The 24,958-nt window shown below is 68.0% G+C and carries 29 protein-coding genes; 11 read left to right on the forward strand and 18 right to left on the reverse strand.

Translation table 11 applies throughout. The features are described from left to right. Nucleotides 1–741: 741 nt before the first annotated feature. Both ACGHX3_RS04245 and ACGHX3_RS04250 read right to left on the reverse strand, forming a co-directional pair. Nucleotides 742–1,080 (reverse strand): hypothetical protein, encoded by a 339-nt coding sequence (locus tag ACGHX3_RS04245; RefSeq protein WP_162339080.1) that lies wholly within the window; start codon nucleotides 1,078–1,080, stop codon nucleotides 742–744. A 5-nt stretch (nucleotides 1,081–1,085) separates the two neighbouring features. After that, entirely contained in the window at nucleotides 1,086–2,468 is a 1,383-nt protein-coding gene (locus ACGHX3_RS04250; RefSeq protein WP_394696510.1) for an L-serine ammonia-lyase, read from the reverse strand. Nucleotides 2,469–2,544: 76 nt separating this feature from the next. Here ACGHX3_RS04250 and ACGHX3_RS04255 point away from each other — a divergent pair, with 76 nt between their 5' ends. Both ACGHX3_RS04255 and ACGHX3_RS04260 read left to right on the forward strand, forming a co-directional pair. Continuing rightward, entirely contained in the window at nucleotides 2,545–2,772 is a 228-nt protein-coding gene (locus ACGHX3_RS04255; RefSeq protein WP_394696511.1) for a glutaredoxin family protein, read from the forward strand. Between the two features lie 90 nt (nucleotides 2,773–2,862). After that, entirely contained in the window at nucleotides 2,863–3,465 is a 603-nt protein-coding gene (locus ACGHX3_RS04260; RefSeq protein WP_394696512.1) for a hypothetical protein, read from the forward strand. Here the strand turns inward: ACGHX3_RS04260 and ACGHX3_RS04265 are convergent. From ACGHX3_RS04265 to ACGHX3_RS04280, 4 genes are read right to left on the reverse strand one after another with little or no spacing between them, the layout of a single operon-like run. Beyond that, nucleotides 3,387–4,370 (reverse strand): alpha/beta hydrolase, encoded by a 984-nt coding sequence (locus tag ACGHX3_RS04265; RefSeq protein WP_394696513.1) that lies wholly within the window; start codon nucleotides 4,368–4,370, stop codon nucleotides 3,387–3,389. The genes ACGHX3_RS04260 and ACGHX3_RS04265 overlap by 79 nt on opposite strands. Before the next feature lie 6 nt (nucleotides 4,371–4,376). Further along, nucleotides 4,377–4,940 (reverse strand): YceI family protein, encoded by a 564-nt coding sequence (locus ACGHX3_RS04270; RefSeq protein WP_394696514.1) that lies wholly within the window; start codon nucleotides 4,938–4,940, stop codon nucleotides 4,377–4,379. Beyond that, the gene (locus ACGHX3_RS04275) at nucleotides 4,927–5,553 is read right to left on the reverse strand and encodes a cytochrome b (protein ID WP_394696515.1); all 627 of its coding nucleotides are present in this window, start codon (nucleotides 5,551–5,553) and stop codon (nucleotides 4,927–4,929) included. Before ACGHX3_RS04275 ends, ACGHX3_RS04270 begins: the two co-directional genes overlap by 14 nt. Then, complete coding sequence (locus ACGHX3_RS04280) at nucleotides 5,550–6,182, reverse strand: YceI family protein (protein WP_394697237.1); 633 nt, start codon at nucleotides 6,180–6,182, stop codon at nucleotides 5,550–5,552. Before ACGHX3_RS04280 ends, ACGHX3_RS04275 begins: the two co-directional genes overlap by 4 nt. A gap of 144 nt (nucleotides 6,183–6,326) precedes the next feature. On the opposite strand from ACGHX3_RS04280, the gene ACGHX3_RS04285 reads away from it, so the two are divergent. Next, nucleotides 6,327–9,902: a two-component regulator propeller domain-containing protein gene (locus tag ACGHX3_RS04285; RefSeq protein ID WP_394696516.1), complete on the forward strand. Its 3,576-nt coding sequence runs from the start codon at nucleotides 6,327–6,329 to the stop codon at nucleotides 9,900–9,902. Further along, nucleotides 9,899–10,867, forward strand: coding sequence for a hypothetical protein (locus ACGHX3_RS04290; RefSeq protein ID WP_394696517.1), 969 nt, complete (start codon nucleotides 9,899–9,901; stop codon nucleotides 10,865–10,867). The genes ACGHX3_RS04285 and ACGHX3_RS04290 overlap by 4 nt, the downstream gene beginning before the upstream one ends. Nucleotides 10,868–10,873: 6 nt before the next feature. On the opposite strand, the gene ACGHX3_RS04295 is transcribed toward ACGHX3_RS04290, so the two are convergent. Genes ACGHX3_RS04295 through ACGHX3_RS04320 form a run of 6 tightly spaced genes read right to left on the reverse strand, consistent with a single transcriptional unit; the run spans nucleotide 10,874 to nucleotide 15,045 of the window. Further along, nucleotides 10,874–11,356, reverse strand: a complete 483-nt coding sequence (locus tag ACGHX3_RS04295) for a hypothetical protein (protein WP_394696518.1) — start codon at nucleotides 11,354–11,356, stop codon at nucleotides 10,874–10,876. 3 nt (nucleotides 11,357–11,359) lie between these two features. Next, nucleotides 11,360–11,995 carry a hypothetical protein gene (locus ACGHX3_RS04300; RefSeq protein WP_394696519.1) on the reverse strand — a complete coding sequence of 212 codons (636 nt, stop codon included), beginning with the start codon at nucleotides 11,993–11,995 and terminating at the stop codon, nucleotides 11,360–11,362. Nucleotides 11,996–12,025: 30 nt separating this feature from the next. After that, nucleotides 12,026–13,117 carry a uroporphyrinogen decarboxylase gene (gene hemE, locus ACGHX3_RS04305; RefSeq protein ID WP_394696520.1) on the reverse strand — a complete coding sequence of 364 codons (1,092 nt, stop codon included), beginning with the start codon at nucleotides 13,115–13,117 and terminating at the stop codon, nucleotides 12,026–12,028. Between the two features lie 21 nt (nucleotides 13,118–13,138). Beyond that, nucleotides 13,139–13,393, reverse strand: a complete 255-nt coding sequence (locus tag ACGHX3_RS04310; protein ID WP_093300856.1) for a WGR domain-containing protein — start codon at nucleotides 13,391–13,393, stop codon at nucleotides 13,139–13,141. Between the two features lie 9 nt (nucleotides 13,394–13,402). Further along, nucleotides 13,403–14,506 (reverse strand): 3-dehydroquinate synthase, encoded by a 1,104-nt coding sequence (aroB, locus tag ACGHX3_RS04315; protein WP_394696521.1) that lies wholly within the window; start codon nucleotides 14,504–14,506, stop codon nucleotides 13,403–13,405. Then, nucleotides 14,503–15,045 carry a shikimate kinase gene (locus ACGHX3_RS04320; protein WP_394696522.1) on the reverse strand — a complete coding sequence of 181 codons (543 nt, stop codon included), beginning with the start codon at nucleotides 15,043–15,045 and terminating at the stop codon, nucleotides 14,503–14,505. The genes aroB and ACGHX3_RS04320 overlap by 4 nt, the downstream gene beginning before the upstream one ends. 109 nt (nucleotides 15,046–15,154) lie before the next feature. Between ACGHX3_RS04320 and ACGHX3_RS04325 the strand changes: the two genes are divergently transcribed. Continuing rightward, nucleotides 15,155–15,358 carry a dodecin family protein gene (locus ACGHX3_RS04325; RefSeq protein WP_162339152.1) on the forward strand — a complete coding sequence of 68 codons (204 nt, stop codon included), beginning with the start codon at nucleotides 15,155–15,157 and terminating at the stop codon, nucleotides 15,356–15,358. A 144-nt stretch (nucleotides 15,359–15,502) separates the two neighbouring features. On the opposite strand, the gene ACGHX3_RS04330 is transcribed toward ACGHX3_RS04325, so the two are convergent. Next, nucleotides 15,503–16,336: a kinase gene (locus ACGHX3_RS04330; RefSeq protein ID WP_394696523.1), complete on the reverse strand. Its 834-nt coding sequence runs from the start codon at nucleotides 16,334–16,336 to the stop codon at nucleotides 15,503–15,505. A 31-nt stretch (nucleotides 16,337–16,367) separates the two neighbouring features. On the opposite strand from ACGHX3_RS04330, the gene pdxH reads away from it, so the two are divergent. Genes pdxH through ACGHX3_RS04345 form a run of 3 tightly spaced genes read left to right on the forward strand, consistent with a single transcriptional unit; the run spans nucleotide 16,368 to nucleotide 18,213 of the window. Next, nucleotides 16,368–16,970: a pyridoxamine 5'-phosphate oxidase gene (pdxH, locus tag ACGHX3_RS04335; protein WP_394697238.1), complete on the forward strand. Its 603-nt coding sequence runs from the start codon at nucleotides 16,368–16,370 to the stop codon at nucleotides 16,968–16,970. A 50-nt stretch (nucleotides 16,971–17,020) separates the two neighbouring features. After that, on the forward strand, nucleotides 17,021–17,416 hold the full coding sequence (aac(6'), locus tag ACGHX3_RS04340; protein WP_394697239.1) for an aminoglycoside 6'-N-acetyltransferase: 396 nt from the start codon (nucleotides 17,021–17,023) through the stop codon (nucleotides 17,414–17,416). 2 nt (nucleotides 17,417–17,418) lie between these two features. After that, nucleotides 17,419–18,213 carry a cobalamin-binding protein gene (locus ACGHX3_RS04345; RefSeq protein WP_394697240.1) on the forward strand — a complete coding sequence of 265 codons (795 nt, stop codon included), beginning with the start codon at nucleotides 17,419–17,421 and terminating at the stop codon, nucleotides 18,211–18,213. A 161-nt stretch (nucleotides 18,214–18,374) separates the two neighbouring features. On the opposite strand, the gene ACGHX3_RS04350 is transcribed toward ACGHX3_RS04345, so the two are convergent. From ACGHX3_RS04350 to ACGHX3_RS04365, 4 genes are read right to left on the reverse strand one after another with little or no spacing between them, the layout of a single operon-like run. Then, nucleotides 18,375–18,827 carry a DUF4426 domain-containing protein gene (locus ACGHX3_RS04350; RefSeq protein WP_394696524.1) on the reverse strand — a complete coding sequence of 151 codons (453 nt, stop codon included), beginning with the start codon at nucleotides 18,825–18,827 and terminating at the stop codon, nucleotides 18,375–18,377. A gap of 44 nt (nucleotides 18,828–18,871) precedes the next feature. Continuing rightward, nucleotides 18,872–19,711: a pyrroline-5-carboxylate reductase gene (gene proC / locus ACGHX3_RS04355; RefSeq protein WP_394696525.1), complete on the reverse strand. Its 840-nt coding sequence runs from the start codon at nucleotides 19,709–19,711 to the stop codon at nucleotides 18,872–18,874. A gap of 8 nt (nucleotides 19,712–19,719) precedes the next feature. Next, nucleotides 19,720–20,295 carry a hypothetical protein gene (locus ACGHX3_RS04360; RefSeq protein ID WP_394696526.1) on the reverse strand — a complete coding sequence of 192 codons (576 nt, stop codon included), beginning with the start codon at nucleotides 20,293–20,295 and terminating at the stop codon, nucleotides 19,720–19,722. Between the two features lie 20 nt (nucleotides 20,296–20,315). Continuing rightward, nucleotides 20,316–20,993, reverse strand: coding sequence for a YggS family pyridoxal phosphate-dependent enzyme (locus ACGHX3_RS04365; RefSeq protein WP_394696527.1), 678 nt, complete (start codon nucleotides 20,991–20,993; stop codon nucleotides 20,316–20,318). Between the two features lie 93 nt (nucleotides 20,994–21,086). On the opposite strand from ACGHX3_RS04365, the gene ACGHX3_RS04370 reads away from it, so the two are divergent. Both ACGHX3_RS04370 and ACGHX3_RS04375 read left to right on the forward strand, forming a co-directional pair. Next, nucleotides 21,087–22,124, forward strand: coding sequence for a type IV pilus twitching motility protein PilT (locus ACGHX3_RS04370; protein ID WP_162339156.1), 1,038 nt, complete (start codon nucleotides 21,087–21,089; stop codon nucleotides 22,122–22,124). Nucleotides 22,125–22,262: 138 nt separating this feature from the next. Then, nucleotides 22,263–23,393 carry a PilT/PilU family type 4a pilus ATPase gene (locus tag ACGHX3_RS04375; protein WP_213600935.1) on the forward strand — a complete coding sequence of 377 codons (1,131 nt, stop codon included), beginning with the start codon at nucleotides 22,263–22,265 and terminating at the stop codon, nucleotides 23,391–23,393. A gap of 248 nt (nucleotides 23,394–23,641) precedes the next feature. Here ACGHX3_RS04375 and ACGHX3_RS04380 read toward each other — a convergent pair whose 3' ends face one another. After that, a complete protein-coding gene (locus ACGHX3_RS04380; protein WP_313928662.1) occupies nucleotides 23,642–24,022 on the reverse strand; it encodes a hypothetical protein in 381 nt (126 codons plus the stop codon). A 297-nt stretch (nucleotides 24,023–24,319) separates the two neighbouring features. Between ACGHX3_RS04380 and ACGHX3_RS04385 the strand changes: the two genes are divergently transcribed. Further along, nucleotides 24,320–24,859, forward strand: a complete 540-nt coding sequence (locus tag ACGHX3_RS04385) for a hypothetical protein (RefSeq protein WP_313928661.1) — start codon at nucleotides 24,320–24,322, stop codon at nucleotides 24,857–24,859. Nucleotides 24,860–24,958: the final 99 nt, after the last annotated feature.

Here is a 24,958-nt window from a genome sequence, read left to right on the forward strand (position 1 = left end):
AGGCCGCCAGTCGGCGCCGCCACCAGGGCGTGCCGCAGCGGGTCTTGTCGACGGGGTCGGACAGGACGCGTCTCCGGTAAGTCGGTTTACCAAGAAGGGTATCGGCGCGGGGCCGCAGGCCTAAAGGGTGGAAGGATCGGGCCCGGAGTGTGGTCGTACCGTGGACGTGGAAACGCGGAGGAGGCAGCTTCGTGGCCAACCCGGTCGAAACGCCGTAGCCCGGGTAAGGCCGAAGGCCGCACCCGGGGATGCATCGGCGTCTCAGGGTCCCGGGTGCGCTTCGCTTACCCGGGCTACGCTGGCTACGGCGGCTCCGCGAAACCACCCCGGAATGGTGCGCGCGCAGGGCATCGAAATACGGTGACAAGACGATTTGCGTCGACCGCGAGGCGGGCTCGGCAGGCAGCCAGTGCGTGTTGCACCGCGCGTGACCTTAAGCGGTGGGTGGACGAGGCAATGTTCCCCGGCATCGAGGGGTTCGGCAGGTTGGCGTCGCCCCGGTCTGCCTTGCCGTCGAGGCATTCCGCTTCGACCACGGAGCACCTCTGCCTCGGCATTGAACCAACGTGGTGCAGGATCGAGCTTCCGAGTCTTGGTCGCAGAGAATGAAAACCCAGCCGCACGCGCGAGGATGAGTTCCGTAGCCCGGGTAAGGCCAACGGCCGCACCCGGGGAGTGCGTCAGTGTGTCGGTTCCCGGGTGCGCTTCGCTTACCCGGGCTACGGGGACTTACCCGGGAGACTACGATTGGAAGGACGCCTGACTCGCGCTTGCGAGATGGACGCGGACGTCGGAAAGATCTGTGAAGTAAGGATTGCGGTCCATCTGCAGAATGCGAGCCAGCACTTCTTCCAGTGAGGGCAGGCTGCTCGCTGGAACCAACTGATAGGTGCCGCTGCAGATCGTGTGCCTACCGCGATGGTTGGGAACGACGAAGTCGGCGACAAGAGCGCTACCGTTTTCGTTCCAGAAGAGCCAGCTGCCATCTTCCACATCGATACCTTCGCAATATGCGATGGCGTCTTCCAACGACGGGAATACGAAAAGCGTGCCCTCATCTGTGGCGGCAGCAAAGATCATCTTTCCTAGCACTCGATAACATTCACCGCCAGCCCACCCCGGCTGGTTTCCTTGTACTTGTCCTGCATGTCGCGACCGGTGTCGCGCATGGTCTTGATCACCTTGTCCAGCGAGACCTTGTGCTTGCCGTCGCCGCGCATCGCCATCCGGCTGGCGTTGATCGCCTTCACCGCGCCCATCGCGTTGCGCTCGATGCACGGGATCTGCACCAGCCCGCCGATCGGGTCGCAGGTCAGACCCAGGTTGTGTTCCATGCCGATCTCGGCCGCGTTCTCGATCTGGCTGGGGCTGCCGCCCAGGGCCGCGACCAGGCCACCGGCGGCCATCGAGCAGGCCACGCCCACTTCGCCCTGGCAGCCGACTTCGGCGCCGCTGATGCTGGCGTTCTCCTTGTAGAGGATGCCGATGGCCGCCGCCGTGAGCAGGAAGTCGAACACCCGCTGCTCGTTGTTGCCGGGGCAGAAGCGGTCGTAGTAGTGCAGCACCGCCGGGATGATGCCGGCCGCCCCGTTGGTGGGAGCGGTGACCACGCGACCGCCGGCCGCGTTCTCCTCGTTCACGGCCAGCGCGTACAGGTTGACCCAGTCCAGCACCGTCAGCGGGTCGCGCATCGCGGCTTCCGGCTTGCTGGACAGCTCGCGGTGCAGCGTCGGCGCGCGCCGGGAGACATGCAGGCCGCCGGGCAGGGTGCCTTCCTCACGGATGCCGCGCGCCATGCAGGACTGCATGGCGTTCCAGATCGCGCGCAGGCCGTCGCGGATCTCCTCTTCGCTGCGCCAGGCCTTTTCGTTCTCGAACATCAACGCGGCGATGCTCAGGCCGCTGCGCTGGCACTGCGCCAGCAACTCGTCTCCGCTCTTGAACGGATAGGGCAGCGGGGTCTCATCGGCCACGATGCGGTCGGAGGCCGCATCGTCCTGGTTGACCACGAAACCGCCGCCGACCGAGTAGTAGTCGCGCGTGGCGATGACCTCGTCGTTGGCGTCATAGGCGGTGAAGCGCATGCCGTTGGTGTGGTAGGGCAGCTTCTGCCGCTTGTTCATCAGCAGGTCGCGCTTCTCGTCGAAGGCGAGCGCATGCGTGCCGCCGAGCAGGATGCGCTTGTCCTTGCGGATGCGCTCCAGCGCGGGCGGAATGATGTCCGGGTCGATCTCGTTGGGGTAATGGCCTTCCAGCCCCATCAGCACGGCCTTGTCGGTGCCGTGGCCGCGGCCGGTCAGGGCCAGCGAGCCGAACACCTCGGCGCGGATGCGCGCCACGTCATGCAGCCGGCCGGCATCGACCAGCCAGCGGCCCACGAAGCGCGCCGCCGCCCGCATCGGCCCCACCGTATGCGAGGAGCTCGGACCGATGCCGATCTTGAACAGGTCGAACGTGCTGACTGCCATGCTGCAAAAACCGCCGTCGAAAAAGGCCGCTATTCTAAGCACGTAGACGCCGGACGCCCTTCATCCCTCAATTGCGATGCCCCTGACCCTCTATCAGCGCGACGACTGCCACCTGTGCGACCTGGCGCTCGACATCCTCGCGCACGCCCGCATTCCCGAGTTCGAAAGCGTTTTCATCGACGGAGACGATGCGCTTGAAGCGCGTTACGGCATCCGCGTCCCTGTGCTGCATCGCAGCGACACCGGTGCGGAGCTGGACTGGCCGTTCGATGCGGGGGCGGTGGCGGCGTTCCTGCACCGGTAAGGCTGTCCGTCGACGGAACGGGCGGACGACGGCGCGCCTGTCCCCCGCACGGCCGCGCTAGGCTTGGCCCCTCCAGTCGAGGGGATTCCGATGGCATCGATGCGCGGCGTGTGGCTGATGGTCGTGATCGCGGGTGCCTGCGCGCCACTCGCGATCGCGGGTGCTGTCCACGACGATGATCCGGCGCTGCGGCGGATGCATGGCGAGTTCGTCGATGCCTTCGTGGACAGCCGGGGCTTCGGCAGGATGCGTGTCACGCCGATGATGGCGCGCATGCGCCACGCCGCGTTCAATGCGGTCGACGAGCACGGGCGCTGCGTGGTCGACGTGGAGCTGGTCGGTGTCGCCCGGCACGATCCGCCGGTGGTCCACGCCGCCAGCTTCATGGGCTTCCAGCACCCGGATGGCGACCCCGGATTGCGCGCATCGCCTGCCTCCACGCGCGGCCTGCAACCGTGGGAACGCGAGGCGCTGGCGGCGTTGCAGGCGGGCAAGGAACTCGTCGTGCGGAACACGCCGCGCGGCGAACGTGCGATGGGCGCGATCCGCGCGCGCCCGGCCTGCCTGTCATGCCATGAGGACCATCGCGAGGGCGACGTGCTGGGCGCCCTGGACTATGGGCTGGGACGCCTCGCCATGCCCGCGCAGGCGGCATCGCCTTCCTGCCAGCCGGAGCGCGTCACGTCCTCGTGAGCGGGGTGTCGCTGCGCGCGACACCGCGCGGGATCGGCCAGATGTCGATCCAGGAAGCCGATCACGTGATGCGCATAGCCGGCGGGATCGTGCGCCAGGAAATCCACGTGCGCGGCATCCGGCAGCAGCCAGAATGATTTCGGCGCGCGTGCGCGCTCGTACATCGCACGCGACTCGGCCGGCAGCGTATGCCGGTCCTGTCCGCCTGCGACCACCAGCACCGGCGCGTCGAGACCGGCGATGCGGTCGATGGGGGAAAGTTGGCGCACAGGAATGCCGAGCCGCAGCCCGGCCTGCATCGCCAGCAGCGGCGAGAGCGCGGCGGCGGTGTCGCCCAGCCGCATGGCGATGCGGTTGCGGATGGCCTGACGCGCATCGGAATACACGGCTTCCAGCACCACCGCGTCGAAGCCGCTCGGCTGTGGTCCCAGCAGCACCGATGCGCCGCCCAGCGACACACCGATCACGGCGCGCTTCTCGCCGGGACGTTGTTCACGCATCCAGTCGCGGGCGGCCGTTACGGCGGCGGCTTCGCGCCATCCCAGCGTGATCGCGTCGCCAGGACTTTCACCATGCGCTGGCAGGTCGACCAGCAAGACGGCGTATCCATGCTGCGACAACATCCTGGCGCGCCCCAGCATCGCGCGACGGTCCGAGCGGATGCCATGCAACAGCAGCACGTTCGCGTGCCCTGGCGTCCCTTCGATCCACCAACCGGCCACCGGCGTGGCATGAGGGACCGCGATCCGCACCTCGCGTGCGTCGAGATCCGCAGGCGGCGGTCCGACCACCGCAGGACGTGGCGCAACCAGCGTGCCACCCAGCCACCACAGGCCAGCGGCACCGACCGCGCACAGCAGCAGGACGGCGACGCCGAGACGAATCAGCAGGCGTCGCACGCGCATCCGGCGTTACTTCGCCGGTTTAAACACGACCTTGGTGCTGATCGCGACGTCATTCGGAATGGTCGACGTATCGGCCCAGTCGCCGCCGCCGACGCCGAAGTCCAGGCGCTTCACCGTCGCCTTGCCGGCGAGCACGGGCTGCGCGCCCGGCGTCCAGGTGAAGGTCAGCGTCACCGGCTTGCTGACGCCGCGCAGCGACAGCGTGCCGTCGGCGGCGTACTGGTTGCCGCCCAGCGAACGGAACTTGGTCGCCGTGTAGCGCGCCTGCGCGAACTTGGCCACGTTGAAGAAGTCGGCCGACACCAGCGTGCCGTCGCGGTCGCCGTTGCCGGTCTGCGTGCCGGCCAGCTGGATGGCGACGTCGAGCTTGCTGGCGGCGAGATTCGCCGGATCGAAGCTCAGCGTGGTGGTGAAGCCGCCGAACTTGCCGGTGAAGGTTTCGCCCTGGTAGTTGCTGGCGAACACCAGGGTCGAGCCGGGCGCCTGCACGTAATCGGCGGCGGTGGCCTGGCCGGCGACGGCCAGCAGCAGGGAAGCGAGCGCCAGGCGCACGCGGTCAGGGGTTTTCATCGGGGGAATCCTGCGGGGTGGGGGGAAGCGGGGTCGGCGGGGCGGCGACGGGCGCTGCCCCGGCGGCGCGTCGGCCCGGCAGCATGCGGCGCAGCGTGGCGTCGCCCTGGAAGAAGTGGTGGTAGAACGCGGCGGCGGCATGCGCCAGCACCAGTACCACCAGCACCCAGAACAGCAGTTCGTGCGCGCCCTCGGCGGCCTCGTGCACGCCGTCGTTGCGTCCGGTGATGGCAGGCAGGTTGAACAGCTTGAACCACTGCAGCGGATAGCCGGCGGACGAGTTCAGCACCCAGCCCGACAGCGGAATCGCGAACAGCAGCGCATACAGCAGAAAATGCGTCACCGAGGCGATGCGCTGCTGCCAGGTCGGCGTACCGGCGACCGGCGCAGGCGTCCCGGCGTAGACACGCCAAAGCACCCGCAGCACGACCAGCGCCAAGATGGTCAGGCCGATCGACTTGTGCAGCGCGTAGATGTTGATCTTGCGCGGGCCGTTGGGCAGGTCGCCCATGGTCAGGCCCAGGTAGGCCATCACCAGGATCAGCACGACGATGGTCCAGTGGAACAGCTGGCTGACCGCGCCCCAGTGGTGTTCGGTGTTCTTCAGTGTCACGGCGTCGGCTCCGCAGTGGAAGAGGAAGGGGGCGTATCGGTCGCGTCGTCGCCGGCCTTGCCGTCGTAGGTGGCCTCGGCTTCGATGCGAAGTTCCACTGCGTCGCCGATCACCGACTTCCACGCGGTGATGCCGAAGTCGGCACGGCTGATCTTCGTCGTCGCAGAAAACCCGACAGTGCGCCGGAATGGCGGCATCGGATGTCGCTTGGCGGCGTTGAGGGTCACGTCGAGGACGACTTCACGCGTCACGCCGCGCAGGCTGAGGTCGCCATGCACCTTCGCATGCGTCGCGTCGACCGGTTCCACCCGCGTGGAGACGAAGCGCGCTTCCGGATGGCCTTCGGCATCCAGCAGCGATTTCGCCAGGGTGGCCTTGTTCCAGTCGGCATCGCCCAGGTCGGTGCGGGCAATCGGCACGCGCACGTCGACGCGCGCGCGCGTCCAGTCGTCCGGATCGAACGCCAGCGTGCCGGTGCTGCCGGAGACGGTGCCGAGGGCGTTGGAGAAGCCGGCATGCGAGATGGCGAACATCACGCGCGTGTGGACCGGATCCAGCCGGTACTCGGCCAGGGCGTCGCGCGCGTAGGAGGTCGCAGGCAACAGCGCCAGCAGACAGAGGCTGCGCATCAGCAGGCGGCGGGCGGTGGGTCCGGGCATGGGGATGGATTCTAGGGGCCGGCCCATGAAGATACCCCGCTTGCACGTGCAACGGTCCGTTGCGACGATGCCGGACGGGGTCGATCAGGGAACGAGGGGCGGACAGGAATGGCGATGCGCGCATGGTGGTTGCTGCTGGTCTGCCTGCTGAGCGCGCTGTCGCACGCCGCGGTGCCCGAGATTCCGCGCTTCCGCCTGCTGGGTGCCGGCGACGGCCTGCCGTCCACGACCATCCCCGCGCTCGCGCGCGACCGCGCCGGCCATCTGTGGGTCGCGACCTGGGACGGCCTGGCCCGCTACGACGGCGTCGGTTTCAAGGTCTGGCGGCACGATCCCGCCGATCCCGCCTCCTTGCCCGGCAACGTCGTGCAGGCGCTGCATATCGATGCCGCGGACCGGATCTGGGTGGCGACCGAGAACGGCGGCCTCAGCGTGATGGGCGTGGACCGTCGCGGCTTCCGTCATTACCGGAAGGCCGACCATCCGCAGATGGGCAGCGACGATGTGTTCGCGATCGCCAGCCGGGGCGGCGACGTGTGGTTCGGGACCTTCGGTGGCGGACTGCACCGGCTGTCGGCGGACGGGCGCATCACCCGTTACGCGGCGTCGCCCGACGGCGGCGAGGGCCTGCCGTCGGACAACGTGCTGTCGCTCGCCTTCGACGCGAAGGGCGTGCTGTGGATCGGCACCATGGGCGGCCTGGCGCGCTACGACGGCACGCATGTCGAGCGCCTTGCGCTGCCCACGGGAAGTGGCCTGATCGTCTATTCGGTGACCGCCGACAACGAGGCGATGTGGGTGGGCGCGTCGGACGGCGTGCATCGCTGGTCGCCACAGGGCGGATGGACGTCGCCGCCGTGGTCGCCGATGTTCGCGCGGCCCAATGCACTGATCGCGATGACCAGCGATGGCGAAGGCGAGTACTGGCTGGCCAGCCAGGGCGGGTTGTGGCGCACGGAGGGCGACCTCGCTCCGGCGCCGGTGAACTACGACGCGCAGAGCGTGGGCATCGGCCGCGTGCTGCAGACCGTGCTGGTGTTGCCCGACGGTGGCCTGTGGGTGCCGGTGCCGACGCGCGGCCTGGCGTACCTGCGTTCGGACTGGCGGCGCATCGCGGCGTTCTCGCCTGCGCAGGGCCTCGGCGGCGGCCTCTATCGCGGCCTGTCGCAGGCCGATGACGGCGGCCTATGGATCGGCAGCAGCACCGGCAAGCTGGAACGGCTGGATACCCGCGGCGGCCATGTCGTGCCCTTGCCCCAGCACGCCGCCCTGCTCGGCGATCTGCGGCTGACGTCGTTGCGGCAGGACCGCCATGGACAGTTGTGGATCGGCCACCGCAACGGACTGATCCGCGTCGATCCGCGGACCGGTGCGCTGCGGCAATGGTCGCAGCAGGGCCAGGACGCCGTGCCGGACGGTACGTCGATCGACTGGCTGGTCGAAGCGCAGGACGGCACGCTGTGGCTGGTCACGCAGATGGGCAGCGTGCAGCAGCGCGACCTAGCCGATGGACGCGTGTTGCGCACCATCGTCAAGCAGGAGGATGGCAGCGGCCTGCCCGACATCGAGGGCCTCGCCGTCGCGCCCGACGGACGCGTGTGGCTGGGGGGTGCTGCCGGCATGATGGTGTGGGACGAGGCGGCGAACCGCTTCGCCGCGGTGGGCGCGATGGGCGGCGAGCGCGTGTATGCGTTCGCCTTCGAGCATGCCGACCGCCTCTGGCTGCATCGCATGTCGGGCGTGGAGGCGTGGCGTCGCGACGGCACCCGCTGGGTGCGCGAACGCAGGATCGGCGCGGAGGAAGGGCTGCCGGCGGTCGAGTCGACCGGCCTGGTGGTGGATCCGCAACGGCGGGTGTGGCTGGGCACGCGCCGCGGTCTGTTCCGCATCGACCCCAATCTGCACGGCTCGCGTGCGCTGCTGCGCAACTTCGGCGTGCGCGAGGGACTGCTCAGCCAGGAACTCAACGACCGCGGACTGTTGATGACGCGGGACGGCCTGCTGGTCTCGACCGCGGCCGATGGTTCGGTCGCGCTGCTGGACACGCAGTTGCCGGACCCGCGGCCGGTGACGCCGAACCTGGTCCTCGACGGTCTGCAGATCAGCCGCGGCGACGACGTGCTCGCGCTACGGATCGACCAGCCCCTCGTCCTGCAGCCCGGGGACCACGAACTGCTCGTCGGCACGCGACTGCTGAGCTACGAGAATCCGCTGGGCAACCGCTACCGCTCGCTGCTGGAGGGGTTCGACAGCGGCTGGGTGGACCAGGGCGCCAGCGGCGAGCGCGTGTTCTCCGCGCTCACGCCCGGCCGTTACCGGCTGCGGGTGCAGGCCTTCGACGCCGCCGGCAATGCCTCGCGCGAACTGCTGGTGCCCGTGCACGTGCTACCGCCGTGGTGGCGCAGTGCGTGGGGGCTGGCGCTGTTCGCGCTCGTGGGGGTGCTGCTGCTGCTCGCCGCCGCCGCGGCGTACCGGCGGCGCGTGCGTCGCCGCAGCGCATGGCAGCTGGCCGAGCACAAGCGCGACGTGGCCGAACAGGCGTCGCTGGCGAAGACCCGCTTCCTGGCCACGCTGGGCCACGAGATCCGCACGCCGATGACCGGCGTGCTCGGCATGACGGAACTGCTGCAGGCCACGCCGTTGGATGAGCGGCAGAAGGGCTATGCCGATGCCATCCAGCGTGCAGGCACGCACCTGCTGCGGCTGGTCAACGATGCGCTGGACCTGGCGAAGATCGAAGCGGGCAAGCTGGAGCTCCAGCAGGTCGAATTCGATCTGCACGCGCTGGTCGCCGACGTCGTCGCGCTGATGGGGCCGGTCGCGGGCAAGCGTGGCCTCGATTTCCAGGACGGCATCGCCGCCGGCGTGCCGCGCATGGTGCGTGGCGATCCGCTGCGGTTGCGGCAGATCCTGCTCAACCTGCTGGGCAACGCGATCAAGTTCACCGAGTCCGGTCATGTGTCGCTGCATGCGCTGCCGCTGGCGCCGCAGGGCGTGCGGCTGGTGGTCGGCGATACCGGCCCCGGCATCAATGCGGAGCAGCAGGCCCGGTTGTTCCGTCGCTTCGAGCAGGCCGACGGCGCGCAGACGACGGCGCGTTACGGCGGCAGCGGCCTGGGCCTGGCGATCTGCCAGGAACTGGCGGTGGCGATGGGTGGGCGGATCGAGGTCGACAGCGCGCCCGGCAGGGGCACGCGTTTTTCCGTCGAACTGCCGGCCCTGCAGGAGGAGGCCGGAGGCGACGGGCAGGGGGTGCCGGCACCGCCGCCGCTGCAGGCGGCGCAGGTCGGGCCGCTGCACATCCTGCTGGTCGAGGACGACGCGACGGTCGCCGATGTCGTGGCCGGGTTGCTGCGCGCGCGCGGCCATCGCGTGACGCATGCGCCGCACGGACTGGCGGCGTTGGCCGACGTGGTCACGACCGAGTTCGACGTGGCATTCCTCGACCTCGATCTGCCGGGACTGGATGGCATGGCGCTGGCGCGGCAACTGCGCCTGCAGGGCGTGTCTACGCCGCTGGTCGCCCTGACCGCGCGCACCGACGCCGACGCCGAACCGATGGCGCGGCAGGCGGGATTCGACGATTTCGTCCGCAAGCCGGTCACCGGCGACATGCTGGCGGACGTGATCGCCAGGGCGGTCGGGGAGGCAACCGCCCCGCACAACAACACACAAGGAGAGGACACATGATCCAGGGACGACACCGGAAAGCACGCGGCATTCTCATGGGGCTCGCCTTCGGGCTGGCGGCACTCTTCGCTTCTTCGCACGCGTCGGCGGACGACACGCAGGCCGAGCGCCCGTTCCTTGGCGGCTTCCTGCAAGAGAGCAGGATCCTGTATCCGCTGACGATCGGTCAGTGGACCGCCCGCGACGAGCACCGGTACGAGCAGGCCGAGGCGGGTGCTTCGGTGCGCTACCAGCATGGCGATCTGCGCGACCGTTGGATCGACGTCTATTTCTACCCGGCCGGCATCGTGCCCGATGAGCACGTGCGTGCGATGGCCCAGGGAACGGTGGACGGCATCCGCGCGTCGCCGGGGAACGAAGGGCTGCCGGCGGGCGAATTGGAGACGTCGCACATCGCGCTCTCAGGAGACAAGGATCGTCGGCCCGCCACGCTGTACTCGGCCGGCTTCGTGCTCGCCCGCGACGGCACGCGCTATGCGTCGGCGATGACGTTGCTGGCGAAGGACCTGTATTACATCAAGGGCCGCTACAGTGGAGAGGCCGCGTCGCACACGCCCGAGTCCCTGCACGCGGAGCTGAAGGACTTCAGCACGCGACTGGTGCGCGAAACCAGGCTGTACAGCACGGGCGAGTGCTGGATGCCGCCGCCGATCGTGCAGGTGGCGGCGCCGGATCCCAAGGCAACAGGAGCGCTGGTGAACATCGGCAGTGAGGGCGCGGCACGGACGGTAGGCTTCGCCGATCGCGTAGAAGCGGTGGACGCCGGTTCGTCCGAGGCGGTGATCGCCCAGTTCCTGGCGTACAGCACGAGCGGTCGCTGGATCGCAGGCTGCAACCCGCCGGAGGACATGACGCCGGCGGTGCCCGAGGGCATGCGCGAACTGCGCTTCGAGTACCGCGCACCGCCCGAGCGTAGCGACGGCAGCACGCCTCGCCTACGCAGCCCGCGTGCCGGCGTAAGCTGACGCGGCTCAGCGCAGCCGGCGCGCTTCCATCACGCCGGCGACGGGGTCGTAGTAGAACCAGTCGCTCGCCTGGTCGCCGAGCCAGCCGGTCTGGATACGCGCGGCCAACGGCACCCGGCACAGCACGCCCAGGCCGTAGTCCCCGTCGGCGGCGACGGGGGCAGGCGGTGTGTCGGCGAGCAGGTCGTCCAGCGAGGCCGGCTTCTCGCCCCAGGTCAGGCAGTCGGCATCGCGGCTGCTGTCGGCAGGCCAGCCCATGCGGTTCCAGAACGCCGTCCGCCCTTGCCGGTCCAGCCGATGCGCGTCGACCACCCCGCCATCGCCGGTGGAGGTCAGGCGCCATCCCGTGCCCGTGTCCTGCACGCGCCAGACGACCTCGTCTGCGTCGTGGGTCGCACCGTGGCCGTAATCGCCGGCGAAGGAGGCGGGTTCGCCCGCCAGGGCCACGGAGGCCGGAACGAGAAGGCAAGCAAGAGGGAACAGGCGCATCGGTCAGTCTGCCCAGGCTTCGACATAGAGGGTGCGCGCAGCGTCGTCGGGATCCACGTGGATCCAGATGCCGCCGGCATCGGACGACGGCAGGTAGAAGCCGTCGTCGGTGGCCTGCATGGTGCAGGCGGTGGCAGGGGATTCTTCCGCCAGTGTCCGCGCCAGGCAGGTGTCCTCGACGAAGCGTCGGATCACGGCCCCCGCGGTCGGAAACGGCGCGGCCAGCACGTACTGGTGATCGCCCCAGCGTTGCGAATCCATCAGCCGGACTTCGCTGACCGGCTGGCCGGCAAGCTGGACGCGATCCGGGTGCAGCACCGCGCGTGCGGTCACTGCCGTCAGGGTCCGTTGGTCGTCGTCGGCCAGGGTGTCTTCGCAGTCCAGTTCGACGCGCGCCACGCGCGTGCGCCACCCGGGCGGCAGTTCATCCACGCGGCGTGCGCGGATGCGGTCGCAGGCCGGCGTCGCGTCCGGGCCGTGCGCGGCATGTTCACCGGGCACCACCATCACCAGCGCGGGAAAATCGCCGCCCGTGACGTGCATGATCCGCGCGGCCCCCGCGTCCTCGGCACGGACACGCGCGCCGGCCACCAGCAGCAGGCCGGCGGCAGCGGGCGCGAGCAGGTGGCGGCAGTCCATTGCGTCACTCCGGCGGGTGGAACGGGTGCGTCAGCGTGCGCTGTAAGCGTGGACTTCGTCCACCAGCACGGCGACGTGGTCGGGATTCATGTCGGGCGACATGCCGTGGCCGAGGTTGAACACGTGGCCGTCGCGCGAACCGCCGTTGCCGTCGCGGTAGCTGTCCAGCGCACGGCGCACCTCGCGGCGGATCGCGTCGGGAGAGCCGTACAGCGTGGCCGGGTCCAGGTTGCCCTGCAGCGCGACCTTGCCCTGCGTGCGGCGCGCGGCGTCGCCCAGTTCGACCAGCCAGTCCACGCCGACGCCATCGGCGCCGCTGGCGGCCAGGTCTTCCAGATACGCCGCCGTGCCCTTGCCGAACAGGATCAGCGGCACATGTTCGTCCCGCTCGCCCTTAGCCTGTCGAAGGGCGCCGCGATCCAGTTCGCGCGCGATGCGCTGCAGGTAGGGCAGCGAGAATTCGCGGTACATCGCCGGGCTCAGCACGCCGCCCCAGGTGTCGAACACCTGCAGCGCCTGCGCACCGGCCGCGCGCTGCGCGGCGAGGTAGGCGATCACCGCATCGGTGTTGACCGACAGCAGCTGGTGCAGTGTTTCCGGATCGTTGAGCGCCATCGCCTTGATGCGGGCGAAGTCCTTGCTGCCGCCGCCTTCGACCATGTAGCAGGCCAGCGTCCACGGGCTGCCGGAGAAGCCGATCAGCGGCACCTTGCCGTCCAGCTCGCGGCGGATCACCCGTACCGCGTCCATCACGTAGCGCAGCTCGGTCTCCATGTCCGGCACGCCGAGCTTCGCCGCGTCGGCGGCGCTGCGCACGGTGCGCTCGAACTTCGGACCTTCACCTTCGACGAAGTACAGGCCCAGGCCCATCGCATCGGGAATCGTCAGGATGTCGGAGAACAGGATCGCCGCGTCCAGGTCGAAGCGGCGCAGCGGCTGCAGGGTCACCTCGCAGGCCACGTCGGGGTTCTTCGCCATGCCGAGGAAGCTGCCGGCCTCCTTGCGCGTGGCGCGGTATTCCGGCAGGTAGCGACCGGCCTGGCGCATCAGCCACACGGGCGTGCGGTCCACGGGTTCGCGACGCAGGGCGCGCAGGAAGCGATCGTTCTTCAAAGCGGTCATTCGGGGGAGATCCGGAAAGGGTTACTTGGGCGCGTCGGCGCCGCGGGCGAACATCAGCTGGAAGCCGCGCTTGAGATGGCTGTCGCGGGCCTTCTCGAACGCGGCGTTGGCCTCGTCCTGCAGCAGGTACTGCTCGCGCTTCAGCGTCGCGCGGCCGCCGATCTGTCCCGTCTCGCGCAGCAGTTCCCAACCGCCGAACAGATCGGGCTGCAGGGTCAGCTGGACGTAGCGGGGGGCTTCGCCCGCATCGGGGCGCTGCTGGAGGAAGACGCGCATGGCGGTATTTTAGCCGGACAGCACGCCCAGCACGCGGGCCTCGTCCACGTCCGGCACCACCTCGGCCTGGCCCAGGCCCCGCCACAGCACCAGGCGCAGGCGGCCGGCCACATTCTTCTTGTCCAGGCGCATGCGCGCGAGCAGCGCCTCCGGCGCAAGCCCGGCCGGGAGGCGAACCGGCAGGCCGTAGCCGCGCAGCAGGCTTTCCAGGCGGTCGGCGTCGGTGGCCGGCGCCATGCCGAGATCGGCCGACAGCCGCGCGGCCAGCACCATGCCGATGGCCACCGCTTCGCCATGGTTGAGGTTGTCGTTGCCCACGCCGCCGTAGCCCTGTTCGGTCTCGATGGCGTGGCCGAAGGTGTGGCCGAAGTTCAGCAGGGCGCGCTCGCCCTTCTCCAGCGGATCGCGGGCGACGATCTCGGCCTTGTGCTCGCAACTGGCGGCGATGGCCAGTGCCAGCGCTTCGTCGTCCATCGCCAGCAACGCGGCGCGTTCCTGTTCCAGCCACTGGAAGAAGCGGGCGTCGCGGATCGCTCCGTACTTGATGACTTCCGCCAGCCCGGCGCGCAGTTCGCGCGGCGGCAGCGTGGCCAACGCGCCGGTGTCGGCGAACACCGCACGCGGCGGATGGAACGCGCCAACCAGGTTCTTGCCCTGCGGGATGTCGACCGCGGTCTTGCCACCGACGGACGAATCCACCATCGACAGCAGCGTCGTCGGCACCTGTACGCAATCCACGCCGCGCATCCAGCACGCCGCCGCGAAACCGGCCAGGTCGCCGACCACGCCGCCGCCGAGCGCGATCACGCAGGCATCGCGGGTGGCGCCGAGCGTCGCCAGCGCGTCGATGGCGTGGCCGAAGTGGGCCAGCGTCTTCGATTCCTCACCCGCCGGCAGGATGAAGGTGCCGATGGCCAGGTCCGGCCGCGCGGCGTGCAGGGATTCACGCACGGTGCCGGCGTACAGCGGGGCGACGATGGAATCGCTGACCAGCAGTACGTGGCGGCCACGCACGTGCTGCGCCAGCGCGGCGCCGTCGGCCAGCAGGCCGGGGCCGATGGCGATGGAATAGGGGGTCTCGCCGCCGACATCGACGGTACGTGCGTGGCTCATGCGTTCTCTTCGATGGGTTGCCAGCGGTGCGCAAGCAGCTGGGTCAGGCGGGCCGTCGCCTCCGGGGGCGTCAGGCCGTCGGTGTCCAGGGTAAGGTCGGCGATCTCGCGGTACAGCGGTTCGCGCAGCGTGGCCATGTCGTGCAGTACCCGTTCGCGGTCCGGGCGCTGCAGCAGTGGCCGGTTGGTGCAGCGGCCAAGGCGCTTCAGCTGGGCCTCCACGCTGACCTGCAGGTAGACCACGTAACCGCGTTGCTTCATCTGTATCCGATTGTCGGCATCCAGCACGGCGCCGCCGCCGGTGGAGACCAGCTGGCCATGGCCGGCCAGCAGGTCGTGCAGGGTCGCCTTTTCGCGCTCGCGGAAGCCGGCTTCGCCGACGTGCTCGAACAGCGAGGCGATGCTGGCGCCGGTGCGGTCGACGATGGCCTGGTCCGCGTCCACGAACACCAGCCCGAAGCGCTCGGCGACGCGCTTGCCGATGGAGGTCTTGCCGGCCCCGGTGGGGCCGACCAGGATCAGGTTGGGGGCCGGATTCATGATGGACAGATGCTACACCGCCCACCTGCGTACGTGGCGCGGACTTAACACCGGCGGGACTACGGTGGCCGTCCGGCGTCGTGCCGGGCAACCGAATCAGGAGTGCGCCATGTCCGTCGCCAAGATCATCGAGGTCAACGCATCGTCGAAGACCAGCATGGAGGATGCCGTCAAGGTGGGCCTGAAGAAGACCTCGGAAACCGTGAAGAACATCAAGGGCGCCTGGGTCAACGAGATCAAGGTCGTCACCGACGACGGCGGCAACGTGCAGGAGTGGCGCGTCAACCTGCGGATCAGCTTTGTGGTGGAGTGAGGCGGCAGGCTGGAATCCCCTGTAGGAGCGACGTCAGTCGCGACCGCTGACTTTCAGCGCACAGGAAATCGCCGTCGACTGAAGCAACTGCACACCAGTGCTTTTCGTAGGGAAGAAGCCATGCGGTCGCGACTGACGTCGCTCCTACAGAAGCTGGACAGGTCTGCGGTTCTCATCCAGCCGGATCACCCGGTCCGCCATCCCCGGCAGCGTCGCCAGCAGATGCCGACTGGTGCGCTCGTAGTGCTGGATGAACCTGTCCAGCTGCGCCCGGTCCATGCCGCGGCGCGCGGGATCGCGCGCCACCATCGCTTGCTCCTGCTGCCAGCGCCATGTCCGCACGATGTCGAAGCCGGGTGGCTGCAGGAACAACAGCGCATCGAGCCGCGACCACAGGGCGGAATAGTCGTGGCGCAGCGCTTCGTTGCAATAGCGCCGCCAGCATCCGTCGGCGTCCTCCTCGCGCTCCAGTGCATTGATGGGCATCGCGAGTTCGGCTTTCTTTTGGGGCGTCGCGCCCATGCACCAGCCTTCGAACAGCACCAAATCGACGCGGCCCCGCACGTGCATCCATGCGTCCTCCGCGCGGTCGTCGGCCAGTTTGTCGAAGCGCGGGACGTCGATGTCATCGCCCTTTTTCAATGCGTCGAGTACACGGCAGCCCAGTGCCACGTCGTGGGTTCCCGGCGGCCCGCGCGTGACCAGCAAGGGATGGACATCGTGGGCAAGCTGCCGGCGCTGGTCGCGGGTCAGGTACAGGTCGTCCAGCGAGAGGATCGCCACGCGCAGGCCTCCGGCTTCCGCCTGCGCGCCGATCTGCGCGGCCAGGGTGGATTTGCCGCTTCCCTGCAGGCCGCTGATCGCGAACACCGGCGTACACGCCGGCAATGCGCGTGCCGCCGCCAGCGCGTCGGCGACGAGCGCGTCGGGAAAACCGTCGGGATGCGTTGCCTGCGTCATCGCGCGACAATAGCGCATGCCCGATGCGCGGGCGCTGCCTGACGACGCCATGACCGATCTGTACGCCGAAGCCCTGTCCACGTTCGCCACGCTGTTCGACGAAGCGAAGGCCGCAGGTACCGAAGTCGAGCCGAATGCGATGACGGTCGCCACCGCCACGCCGGACGGACGCCCCTCCGCCCGCACCGTGCTGCTGAAGGCCTACGACGAACGCGGGTTCGTTTTCTACACGCATACCCACAGCCAGAAGGGCCGCGAGCTGCACGACAACCCGCATGCCGCCCTGCTGTTCCTGTGGCGCAGCCTGCGCGAGGCCGGCATCCAGGTACGCGTGGAAGGCGCGGTGACGCCGGTCAGCGAGGCCGAGGCGGATGCCTACTTCGCTTCGCGGCCTCGCCCCAGTCAGCTCGGCGCGTGGGCGTCGATCCAGTCGGAAACGCTCGCGTCGCGCGAGGCGTTCGACACGCGCATGGCCGAGTTCGAAGCGCGCTTCGCCGGCGGCGATGTACCGCGACCCGACGGCTGGAGCGGCTACCGCGTGGCGCCGGAGGCGATCGAGTTCTGGTACGGCGCGCAGTTCCGCCTGCACGAGCGCTGGCGCTACGAGCACGACAGCGCGGGTGCTTGGAGCAAGCGGATGCTGTTCCCTTGAACGTCCATGTAAGGGCCGCATCCACGGCCGATATCGATGCGTGGTCCGCGATGCGCGTGGCGCTCTGGCCCGATGCCGATCCCGACGAACTCCGGGTCGAGGCGTTGGCATGGGACACCGGCAGCGGTATCGCACTCATCGCTGTCGACGACGGCGACCATGCCATCGGCATGGCCGAGGCCAGCCTGCGCCGAGACTACGTCAATGGCACCGATGGTTCGCCGGTCGGCTTCCTGGAGACCTGGTACGTCGATGCCGATCATCGCGGGCGCGGCGTCGGCCGCGCGCTGATCGCTGCAGTGGAAGCATGGACGCGCGAACAGGGCTGCACCGAGCTGGCGTCCGATGCCCTGCTCGACAACACGGCCAGCCATGCGGCGCACGCGGCCTGCGGCTTCGAGGAAACCGAGCGCGTGGTGTACTTCCGCAAGGCGCTGGACGCATGAGCATCGGCCCGCGTCGCATCGTCTGCCTGACCGAAGAGCCTACCGAGACGCTGTATGCGCTGGGCGAGCAGGATCGCATCGTCGGCATCAGCGGCTTCACCGTGCGGCCGCCGCAGGCGCGCAAGGAGAAGCCGAAAGTCAGCGCTTTCACCAGTGCGAAGATCGGCGAGATCCTCAAACTGCAACCGGACCTGGCCATCGGCTTCTCCGATATCCAGGCCGACATCGCTGCCGAACTGGTCCGGCACGGCGTGGAGGTATGGATCAGCAACCACCGCAGCGTGGACGGCATCGTCGACTACGTGCGGCGGCTGGGTGCGCTGGTCGGTGTGGCCGAACGGGCCAACGCCTACGCCGACACCTTGCAGCGCGGGCTGGACGACGTGCGTGCGCAGGCGGCGCGCCTGCCGCGACGGCCGACGGTCTACTTCGAGGAGTGGGACGAGCCGCAGATCACCGGCATCCGCTGGGTATCGGAACTGATCGGTATTGCCGGGGGCGACGACGTGTTCCCGGAGATGGCGAAGGAGTCGCTGGCCAAACACCGCATCCTCGCCGATGGCAGCGAAGTGGTGCGCCGCGCGCCGGACATCATCCTGGGTTCGTGGTGCGGCAAGAAATTCCGCCCCGACCGCGTCGCCGCGCGCCCGGGCTGGGATGCGATCCCCGCCGTGCGCGATGGTGAGCTGCACGAGATCAAGTCGCCGCTGATCCTGCAGCCGGGCCCGGCGGCGCTGACCGATGGCGTGCGGGCGATCGCGGCGATCATCCTGGCGTGGGCCTCAAAGCAGGCGTGAGGCAGGCGCTTCTGTAGGAGCGACGTGAGTCGCGACCGAGGACTGGACGTCGACGTTTGCAATCGGTCGTTCGCCACTGTCGGATTGATCATGGTTCTCGTGCTGTGGATGGCGTGCGGTCGCGACTTACGTCGCTCCTACAACATGCCAAGGCAAAGGTTTCAGAAATTTCGCTGGAACTTCACGGTTTCCGTGCGCCCGCCCGACGTCACCACCACTTCGAAGCGGTAGGAATCGCGCGGCGAGATGCGTGCGGTGCCGATGTGGTCCAGGTAGCCGCCGGCATCGACCTTGCGCAGCGTGATGGCTTGCCGTGCGCCGGACAGGTCGTGTGCGGTGACGCTGACCTCGCCATCCGCATCGACTTCTTCGCCGCCGGCCACCTTGCGCAGCGCGATCAATACCAATGCCGTGCCGGCATCGCGCGGGACGCCATACTGTTTGGCGACGGCTTCACTCAGCGACAGGGTGGGCAGGGCGTTGTAGCGCACGCGCAGGTCGCCGAAATCCGCTTCGGCCGGCGCGGCCTGCACGAACTCGGCGGTGCGCGGCGCGTCGCCGCCGGAACAGGCGGACAGCAGCGCGATGACGAGCAACAAGGTAATCCGCTTCATGGGAAACCTCCGATGGAGGCAGAGGGAATGGTCGTCGCGACGCTTCACTCGTTCGCCGCCGACAGTTCGCCGCCACGCACCGTCGCCGCGTGCACGGCCCTCGCGACCAGGGCTTCGAAGCCGCCGGCCTGGAACGTCTCGATGGCCGCCTGCGTGGTGCCGTTGGGCGAGGTGACGCGGCGGCGCAGTTCCGTCGGCGTCTCGCCGCTTTCGGTCAGCATGCGCGCCGCGCCCAGTACTGTCTGCAGCACCAGCGTGCGCGCGGCATCGGCGGACAGGCCTTCGGCCTTCGCGGCGTCTTCCATCGCCTCGGCCAGCAGGAACACGTAGGCCGGGCCGCTGCCGGATACGCCGGTCACCGCGTCCATCTTCGCCTCGCTGTCGATCCACACGGTCGGGCCGGCGGCGGACAACAGTAGTTCCGTGCGCTGCCGGCCCGCGTCGTCGACTTCGCCGCTGGCGTACAGGCCGGTGACGCCGGCACCCAGCAGGGCAGGGGTGTTGGGCATGCTGCGCACGACGGCCACGTCGCCGCCCAGCCAGCGCTGCATCTGTGCGGTGGTGATGCCGGCGGCGATCGAGACCGCCAGCGGACGCTGGGCCTGCGCCAGCGGCGCGAGGCTTTCGCAGACGGTGCGCATCACCTGCGGCTTCACCGCGAACAGCCAGGTATCCGCGCCATGCGCGGCTTCCTTCGCTTCCGCGAAGACCTGCACGCCGAAGTCGGCAGCGAGGGCGGCGCGCAGGATGTCGGCGGGTTCGGCCACGCGGATGTGCGACGGATCGGCGCCGCGCGTGAGCAGGCCGCCGATCAGGCTGCGCGCCATGTTGCCGCCGCCGATGAAGGCCAGCGGATGCGTCAGCAGGGAAGAAGAGGAAGACATGGCGGGCCTCAGGACGGAAGTGTCGGAAACGGAACGTTCGCGATGCGCGCTTCGAAGCGGTGGTCGAGGTTGTCGTCGCCGGCGTAGGTCAGGGCGATGTCGCCCGACCACGCGATGTTGAAACGGTCGCTGTCGCCGACGCGCCGGAAGGCGATGCGGTGGTTGGCCACGCTGTCGTGGCCGAGCAGGTAGATACGGAACGCGAGATCGTCCAGCTCGACATCGGCCAGCGTGCCGCCGGCGATCGTGTTGACCTCGAAGGTCCGGCCATCCAGCCACGCCGGCGTGAACGTAGCGACCGGGCAGACGGCGAAGCCACCATCGTCGTCCCAGAACGTCGACGACAGCTTGCAGCGATGGTAGTTGCCCCAGACGCCGGGGGCTTCCCAGCTGCTGTCGTGGTCCTCGCCTCCACCCTCGTCCAGTTCGATGTCGCGCTCGGCGTAGTAGTCCGCGCTGCGCAGGTGCAGGTCGCACCACACCACGCCGTCGACCACGCGCGCGGTCCATGCGAACTCCGTCAGCGCGTGACCTTCCGGCCAGGGATTGCCGGGGAAGTGAATGCGGCCTGGCACGTCGTCCATGGGGATAGCTCCGGGGTGGTCTACGGTGCCGGCCGCGCGCCGAACAGCGCGGTGCCGATACGGACCATCGTCGCGCCATGTGCGATGGCCTGCGCGAAGTCACCGCTCATGCCCATCGACAACGTGTCCACGCCGGCATGCCGCGCCGCCAATGCCTGCTGCAGCGCCTGCATGCGGGTGAATGCGGCGGCGCGCAGGGCCGCGTCCTCGTGCGGGGCCGGAATCGCCATCAGTCCGCGCAGCCGCAGGTTCGGCGCCTCGGCGATGGCATCGGCCAGGGCATCGATCTCCTCCGGCCGGCAGCCATGCTTGCTCGCCTCGTCGTCGATGTTCACCTGGATCAGCACGCTCAACGGCGGCCTGTCGGCGGGTCGATTCCGTGACAGGGCGCCGATCAATTTGTGACGGTCGACCGTCTGCACCCAGTCGAACAGGCGCGCGGCAAGGTCGGCCTTGTTCGACTGCAGGTGGCCGATGAGATGCCATTCCAGGTCCATGCCCCCCAGTTCGCCGATCTTGGCCTGCGCTTCCTGCACGTAGTTCTCGCCGAACGCGCGCTGCCCGGCGCGGGCCAGCTCGGCCACGGCGGAGGCCGGCTGCAGCTTGGACACGGCCAGCAGCGCAGGGGGTGGCCGATGTGCGTCTTTGGCTGCGTTTTCAAGGTGTTGCAGGGTCTCGCTGAGGGTGTCGGCGAGCATGTTCATCCAACCATTGGCGGGAACGGCGAGGGCGCTATACTGCCCGCCGGGGAATCAAGGTTCCAGTTCGCAGCAACTTGGGGAAGCAGCGTCATGGATATCGCCGAACTGTTGGCGTTCTCGGTAAAGAACAAAGCGTCCGACCTCCACCTCTCGGCCGGCCTGCCGCCGATGATCCGCGTGGACGGCGACGTGCGCCGCATCAACATCCCGGCGCTCGACCACAAGCAGGTGCACGCGCTGGTCTACGACATCATGTCGGACAAGCAGCGGCGCGACTTCGAAGAGTTCCTCGAGGTCGACTTCTCGTTCGAGATCCCGTCGCTGGCACGCTTCCGCGTCAACGCGTTCAACCAGAACCGCGGCGCCGGTGCGGTGTTCCGTACCATTCCGTCCGAAGTGCTGACGCTGGAAGACCTGGGCTGCCCGCCGCTGTTCCGCGAGCTGATCCAACAGCCGCAGGGGTTGATCCTGGTGACCGGCCCGACCGGTTCCGGCAAGTCGACCACGCTGGCGGCGATGATCGACCACATCAACAAGAACGAATACGGCCACATCCTCAGCGTCGAGGATCCGATCGAATTCGTGCACACCTCGCAGAAGTGCCTGATCAACCAGCGCGAAGTGCATCGCGACACGCACGGCTTCAACGAAGCGCTGCGTTCGGCGCTGCGCGAAGACCCCGACTACATCCTGGTCGGCGAGTTGCGCGACCTGGAGACCATCCGCCTGGCGCTGACCGCCGCGGAAACCGGCCACCTGGTGTTCGCCACCCTGCACACCAGCTCGGCGGCCAAGACCATCGACCGCATCATCGACGTGTTCCCCGCCGGCGAGAAGCCGATGGTCCGCTCGATGCTGTCCGAATCGCTGCGCGCGGTGATCTCGCAGGCGCTGCTGAAGAAGATCGGCGGCGGCCGTACCGCGGCGTGGGAAATCATGGTCGGCACCCCGGCCATCCGCAACCTGATCCGCGAGGACAAGGTGGCGCAGATGTACTCGGCCATCCAGACCGGCCAGCAGAGCGGCATGATGACGCTGGACCAGCACCTGCAGGACCTGGTGAAGCGCAGCCTGATCACGCGCCAGCAGGCCAAGGAATACGCTAAGGAAAAGCGTCTCTTCGAGTAAGTCAGTGATTTGTGATTCGCGATTAGTGATTCGTCAATAGCCGGGGTTCTGATGCGGTGATGCACGCTGGATCGTCAAGGTAGCTCTTGCGAATCACGTCTCACGCATCACGAATCACGGCTCCGCAAGGAGCCATCCATGAGCACCATCGACTTCACCTCCTTCCTCAAGCTGATGGCGCACCAGAAGGCGTCGGACCTGTTCATCACGTCCGGCATGCCGCCATCCATCAAGGTGCACGGCAAGATCTCGCCGATCACGCAGACGCCGCTCACCTCGCAGCAGTCGCGCGACCTGGTGCTCAACGTCATGACGCCGGCGCAGCGCGAGGAGTTCGAGAAGACCCACGAGTGCAACTTCGCCATCGGCGTGGCCGGCGTGGGCCGCTTCCGCGTCAGCTGCTTCTACCAGCGCAACCAGGTGGGCATGGTGCTGCGTCGCATCGAGACGCGCATCCCGACCATCGAGGAACTGAACCTGCCGCCGGTGATCAAGACGCTGGCCATGACCAAGCGCGGCATCATCATCTTCGTCGGCGCCACCGGCACCGGCAAGTCGACCTCGCTGGCGGCGATGATCGGCTACCGCAACCAGAACTCGACCGGCCACATCATCACGATCGAGGATCCGATCGAATTCGTGCACAAGCACGAGGGTTGCATCATCACCCAGCGCGAGGTCGGCATCGACACCGACAGCTGGGAAGCGGCGCTGAAGAACACGCTGCGCCAGGCGCCGGACGTCATCATGATCGGTGAGGTGCGCACCCGCGAGGGCATGGACCACGCCATCGCCTTCGCCGAAACCGGCCATCTGGTGCTGTGTACGCTGCACGCCAACAACGCCAACCAGGCGATGGACCGCATCATCAACTTCTTCCCGGAAGACCGCCGCACGCAGCTGTTGATGGACCTGTCGCTGAACCTCAAGGGCGTGGTGGCGCAGCAGCTGATCCCGACGCCCGACGGCAAGGGCCGCCGGGTGGCGATGGAAATCCTGCTGGGCACGCCGCTGGTGCAGGACTACATCCGCGACGGCGAGGTGCACAAGCTGAAGGAAGTGATGAAGGAATCCACCAACCTCGGCATGAAGACCTTCGACCAGGCGCTGTTCGAGCTGTACCAGGCCGGCGAGATCAGCTACGAGGACGCGCTGCGCTTCGCCGACTCGCAGAACGAGGTGCGCCTGCGCATCAAGCTGGCCCAGGGCGGCGACGCCCGCACGCTGGCGCAGGGGCTGGATGGCGTGGAGATTGCGGAAGTCCGGTGATTTTCGCTTAGCGCGTCATCGCGAGAAGGATAGGCGACGATCCCTTCGGTGTGTCGGCTTCGTCTGGGGCGGCGGCGATCGGCAGTCCGGCAACCACGATTGCACTTGCGATCATGATTGGGGCGCCGTGAGGAGGTCGCTCGGGCACGCACAAGGCGATAGCCGGCATCCGACATTTCTCGATTCACAACGCTTCGGGCTTGGAACGAATCGGGCGTCAACATATGAGGAACTTGCTCGTCATTTGTTCAGTCGTTCTGGCCGGATGCGCTGAACAGCATTCTGGCGGAGCAGCAGCCATTCGACTTGAACATACGCCTTGGGCCGTCGACGGCACGCTCGTGTCGGAAGATGGTCAATCGGTCGCCGGGCATGATGTGGAATTTCTTCGCGTGCAGCCGGATTCGGATGGCCGACTCGGTGCATACGTCTTCGCATCCACGAGAACAGACTCTGCCGGCAGGTTCTTTCTTTCCAGCACCGTCGCTGGCCGATACACGGTCATCGCCAGCTTCAAGCCTCCCTGCATAGCCAATACCGATCTTGGTGACCTTGGCGCCGGTGATAGAAGGACCATCCGTGTAGCGCTGAGTCGGAAGAAGGATTGTCTGGTCGCGTTGTAGCATCACGCAGCAAGCCAGGGGCCGTATTGAAAGCGGCGTCCGGATTTTGGGTCTGTCGTGATGTTGGGCGTTGCGGTGGCTGTCGCGATCATCAACGCATGGCGGTCTGAAGGCGAGGATGCCGGGTTCCTCTGGGTCTCAGATGCGCCAAGCTGCCCTTTTTGGGCGGGCGCGCAACTCGGTAAGCGGATGATGCTCGGAGATGGTCGGCATCACGAAAGGTCGCGCATCACCTCACGTTGAGTTGGCGTTACCATCCCCGACACGGCAAGGTCGCCGGATGCAACAAGGATGGAGCACGTAATGAGCCTTCTGGGCCTCCTGTTTGCAGCAAGTATGGCAGCGAGCGAACCCCATTGCGTTGCCGGTGCAGAGGCGACGCGCGTAGCGGCTGTCCTGAGAGAGGAGCCCTCACCGCTCGGTCTCATCGTGGGTACTGGTAGCGACTGGGGTGCCAAATTCCTTGTTGTCAGTACCACGCATCGCCTAGGTGTGCCCGGCATCGCCACACACGAAGGGACAGCGAGCGTCAGGTACTACGCATTTGGCCGCGAGCGCGCCTGCACGAAAGAGATCGAACTGACCACCTGCGGGAGCGCGGATATCGCCCTCCGTGCTTTCAGGTCGCGTGCTTACAGTGTCATGCACAGCGCTTCGCAACTTCGGCTTGGCGCGGCCTACCATCCTCCTTTCGCGCTTCTGCATACGAAAGACGGAGACGGCAACATCACGAAGATCACGGCGACCCAGTCGGAGCATCCGCTGATGCAGGACGCGGCACAAACCTTTTCAAGTATCGAGTCGTGTACGCGCGATGTGGACGATCGCGTGGGCGGACCTTGATGGTTCAAGACGCCTGCGTGGCCGGGCAGGTTCAAGGCCTCGTACATCCGGATATTCATTAGGGCAGGCAGTAAGTCATTGCGGTGATTCGAGTGCTGC

Source organism: Pseudoxanthomonas japonensis, from assembly GCF_043632995.1.
Lineage (GTDB): Bacteria > Pseudomonadota > Gammaproteobacteria > Xanthomonadales > Xanthomonadaceae > Pseudoxanthomonas_A > Pseudoxanthomonas_A japonensis.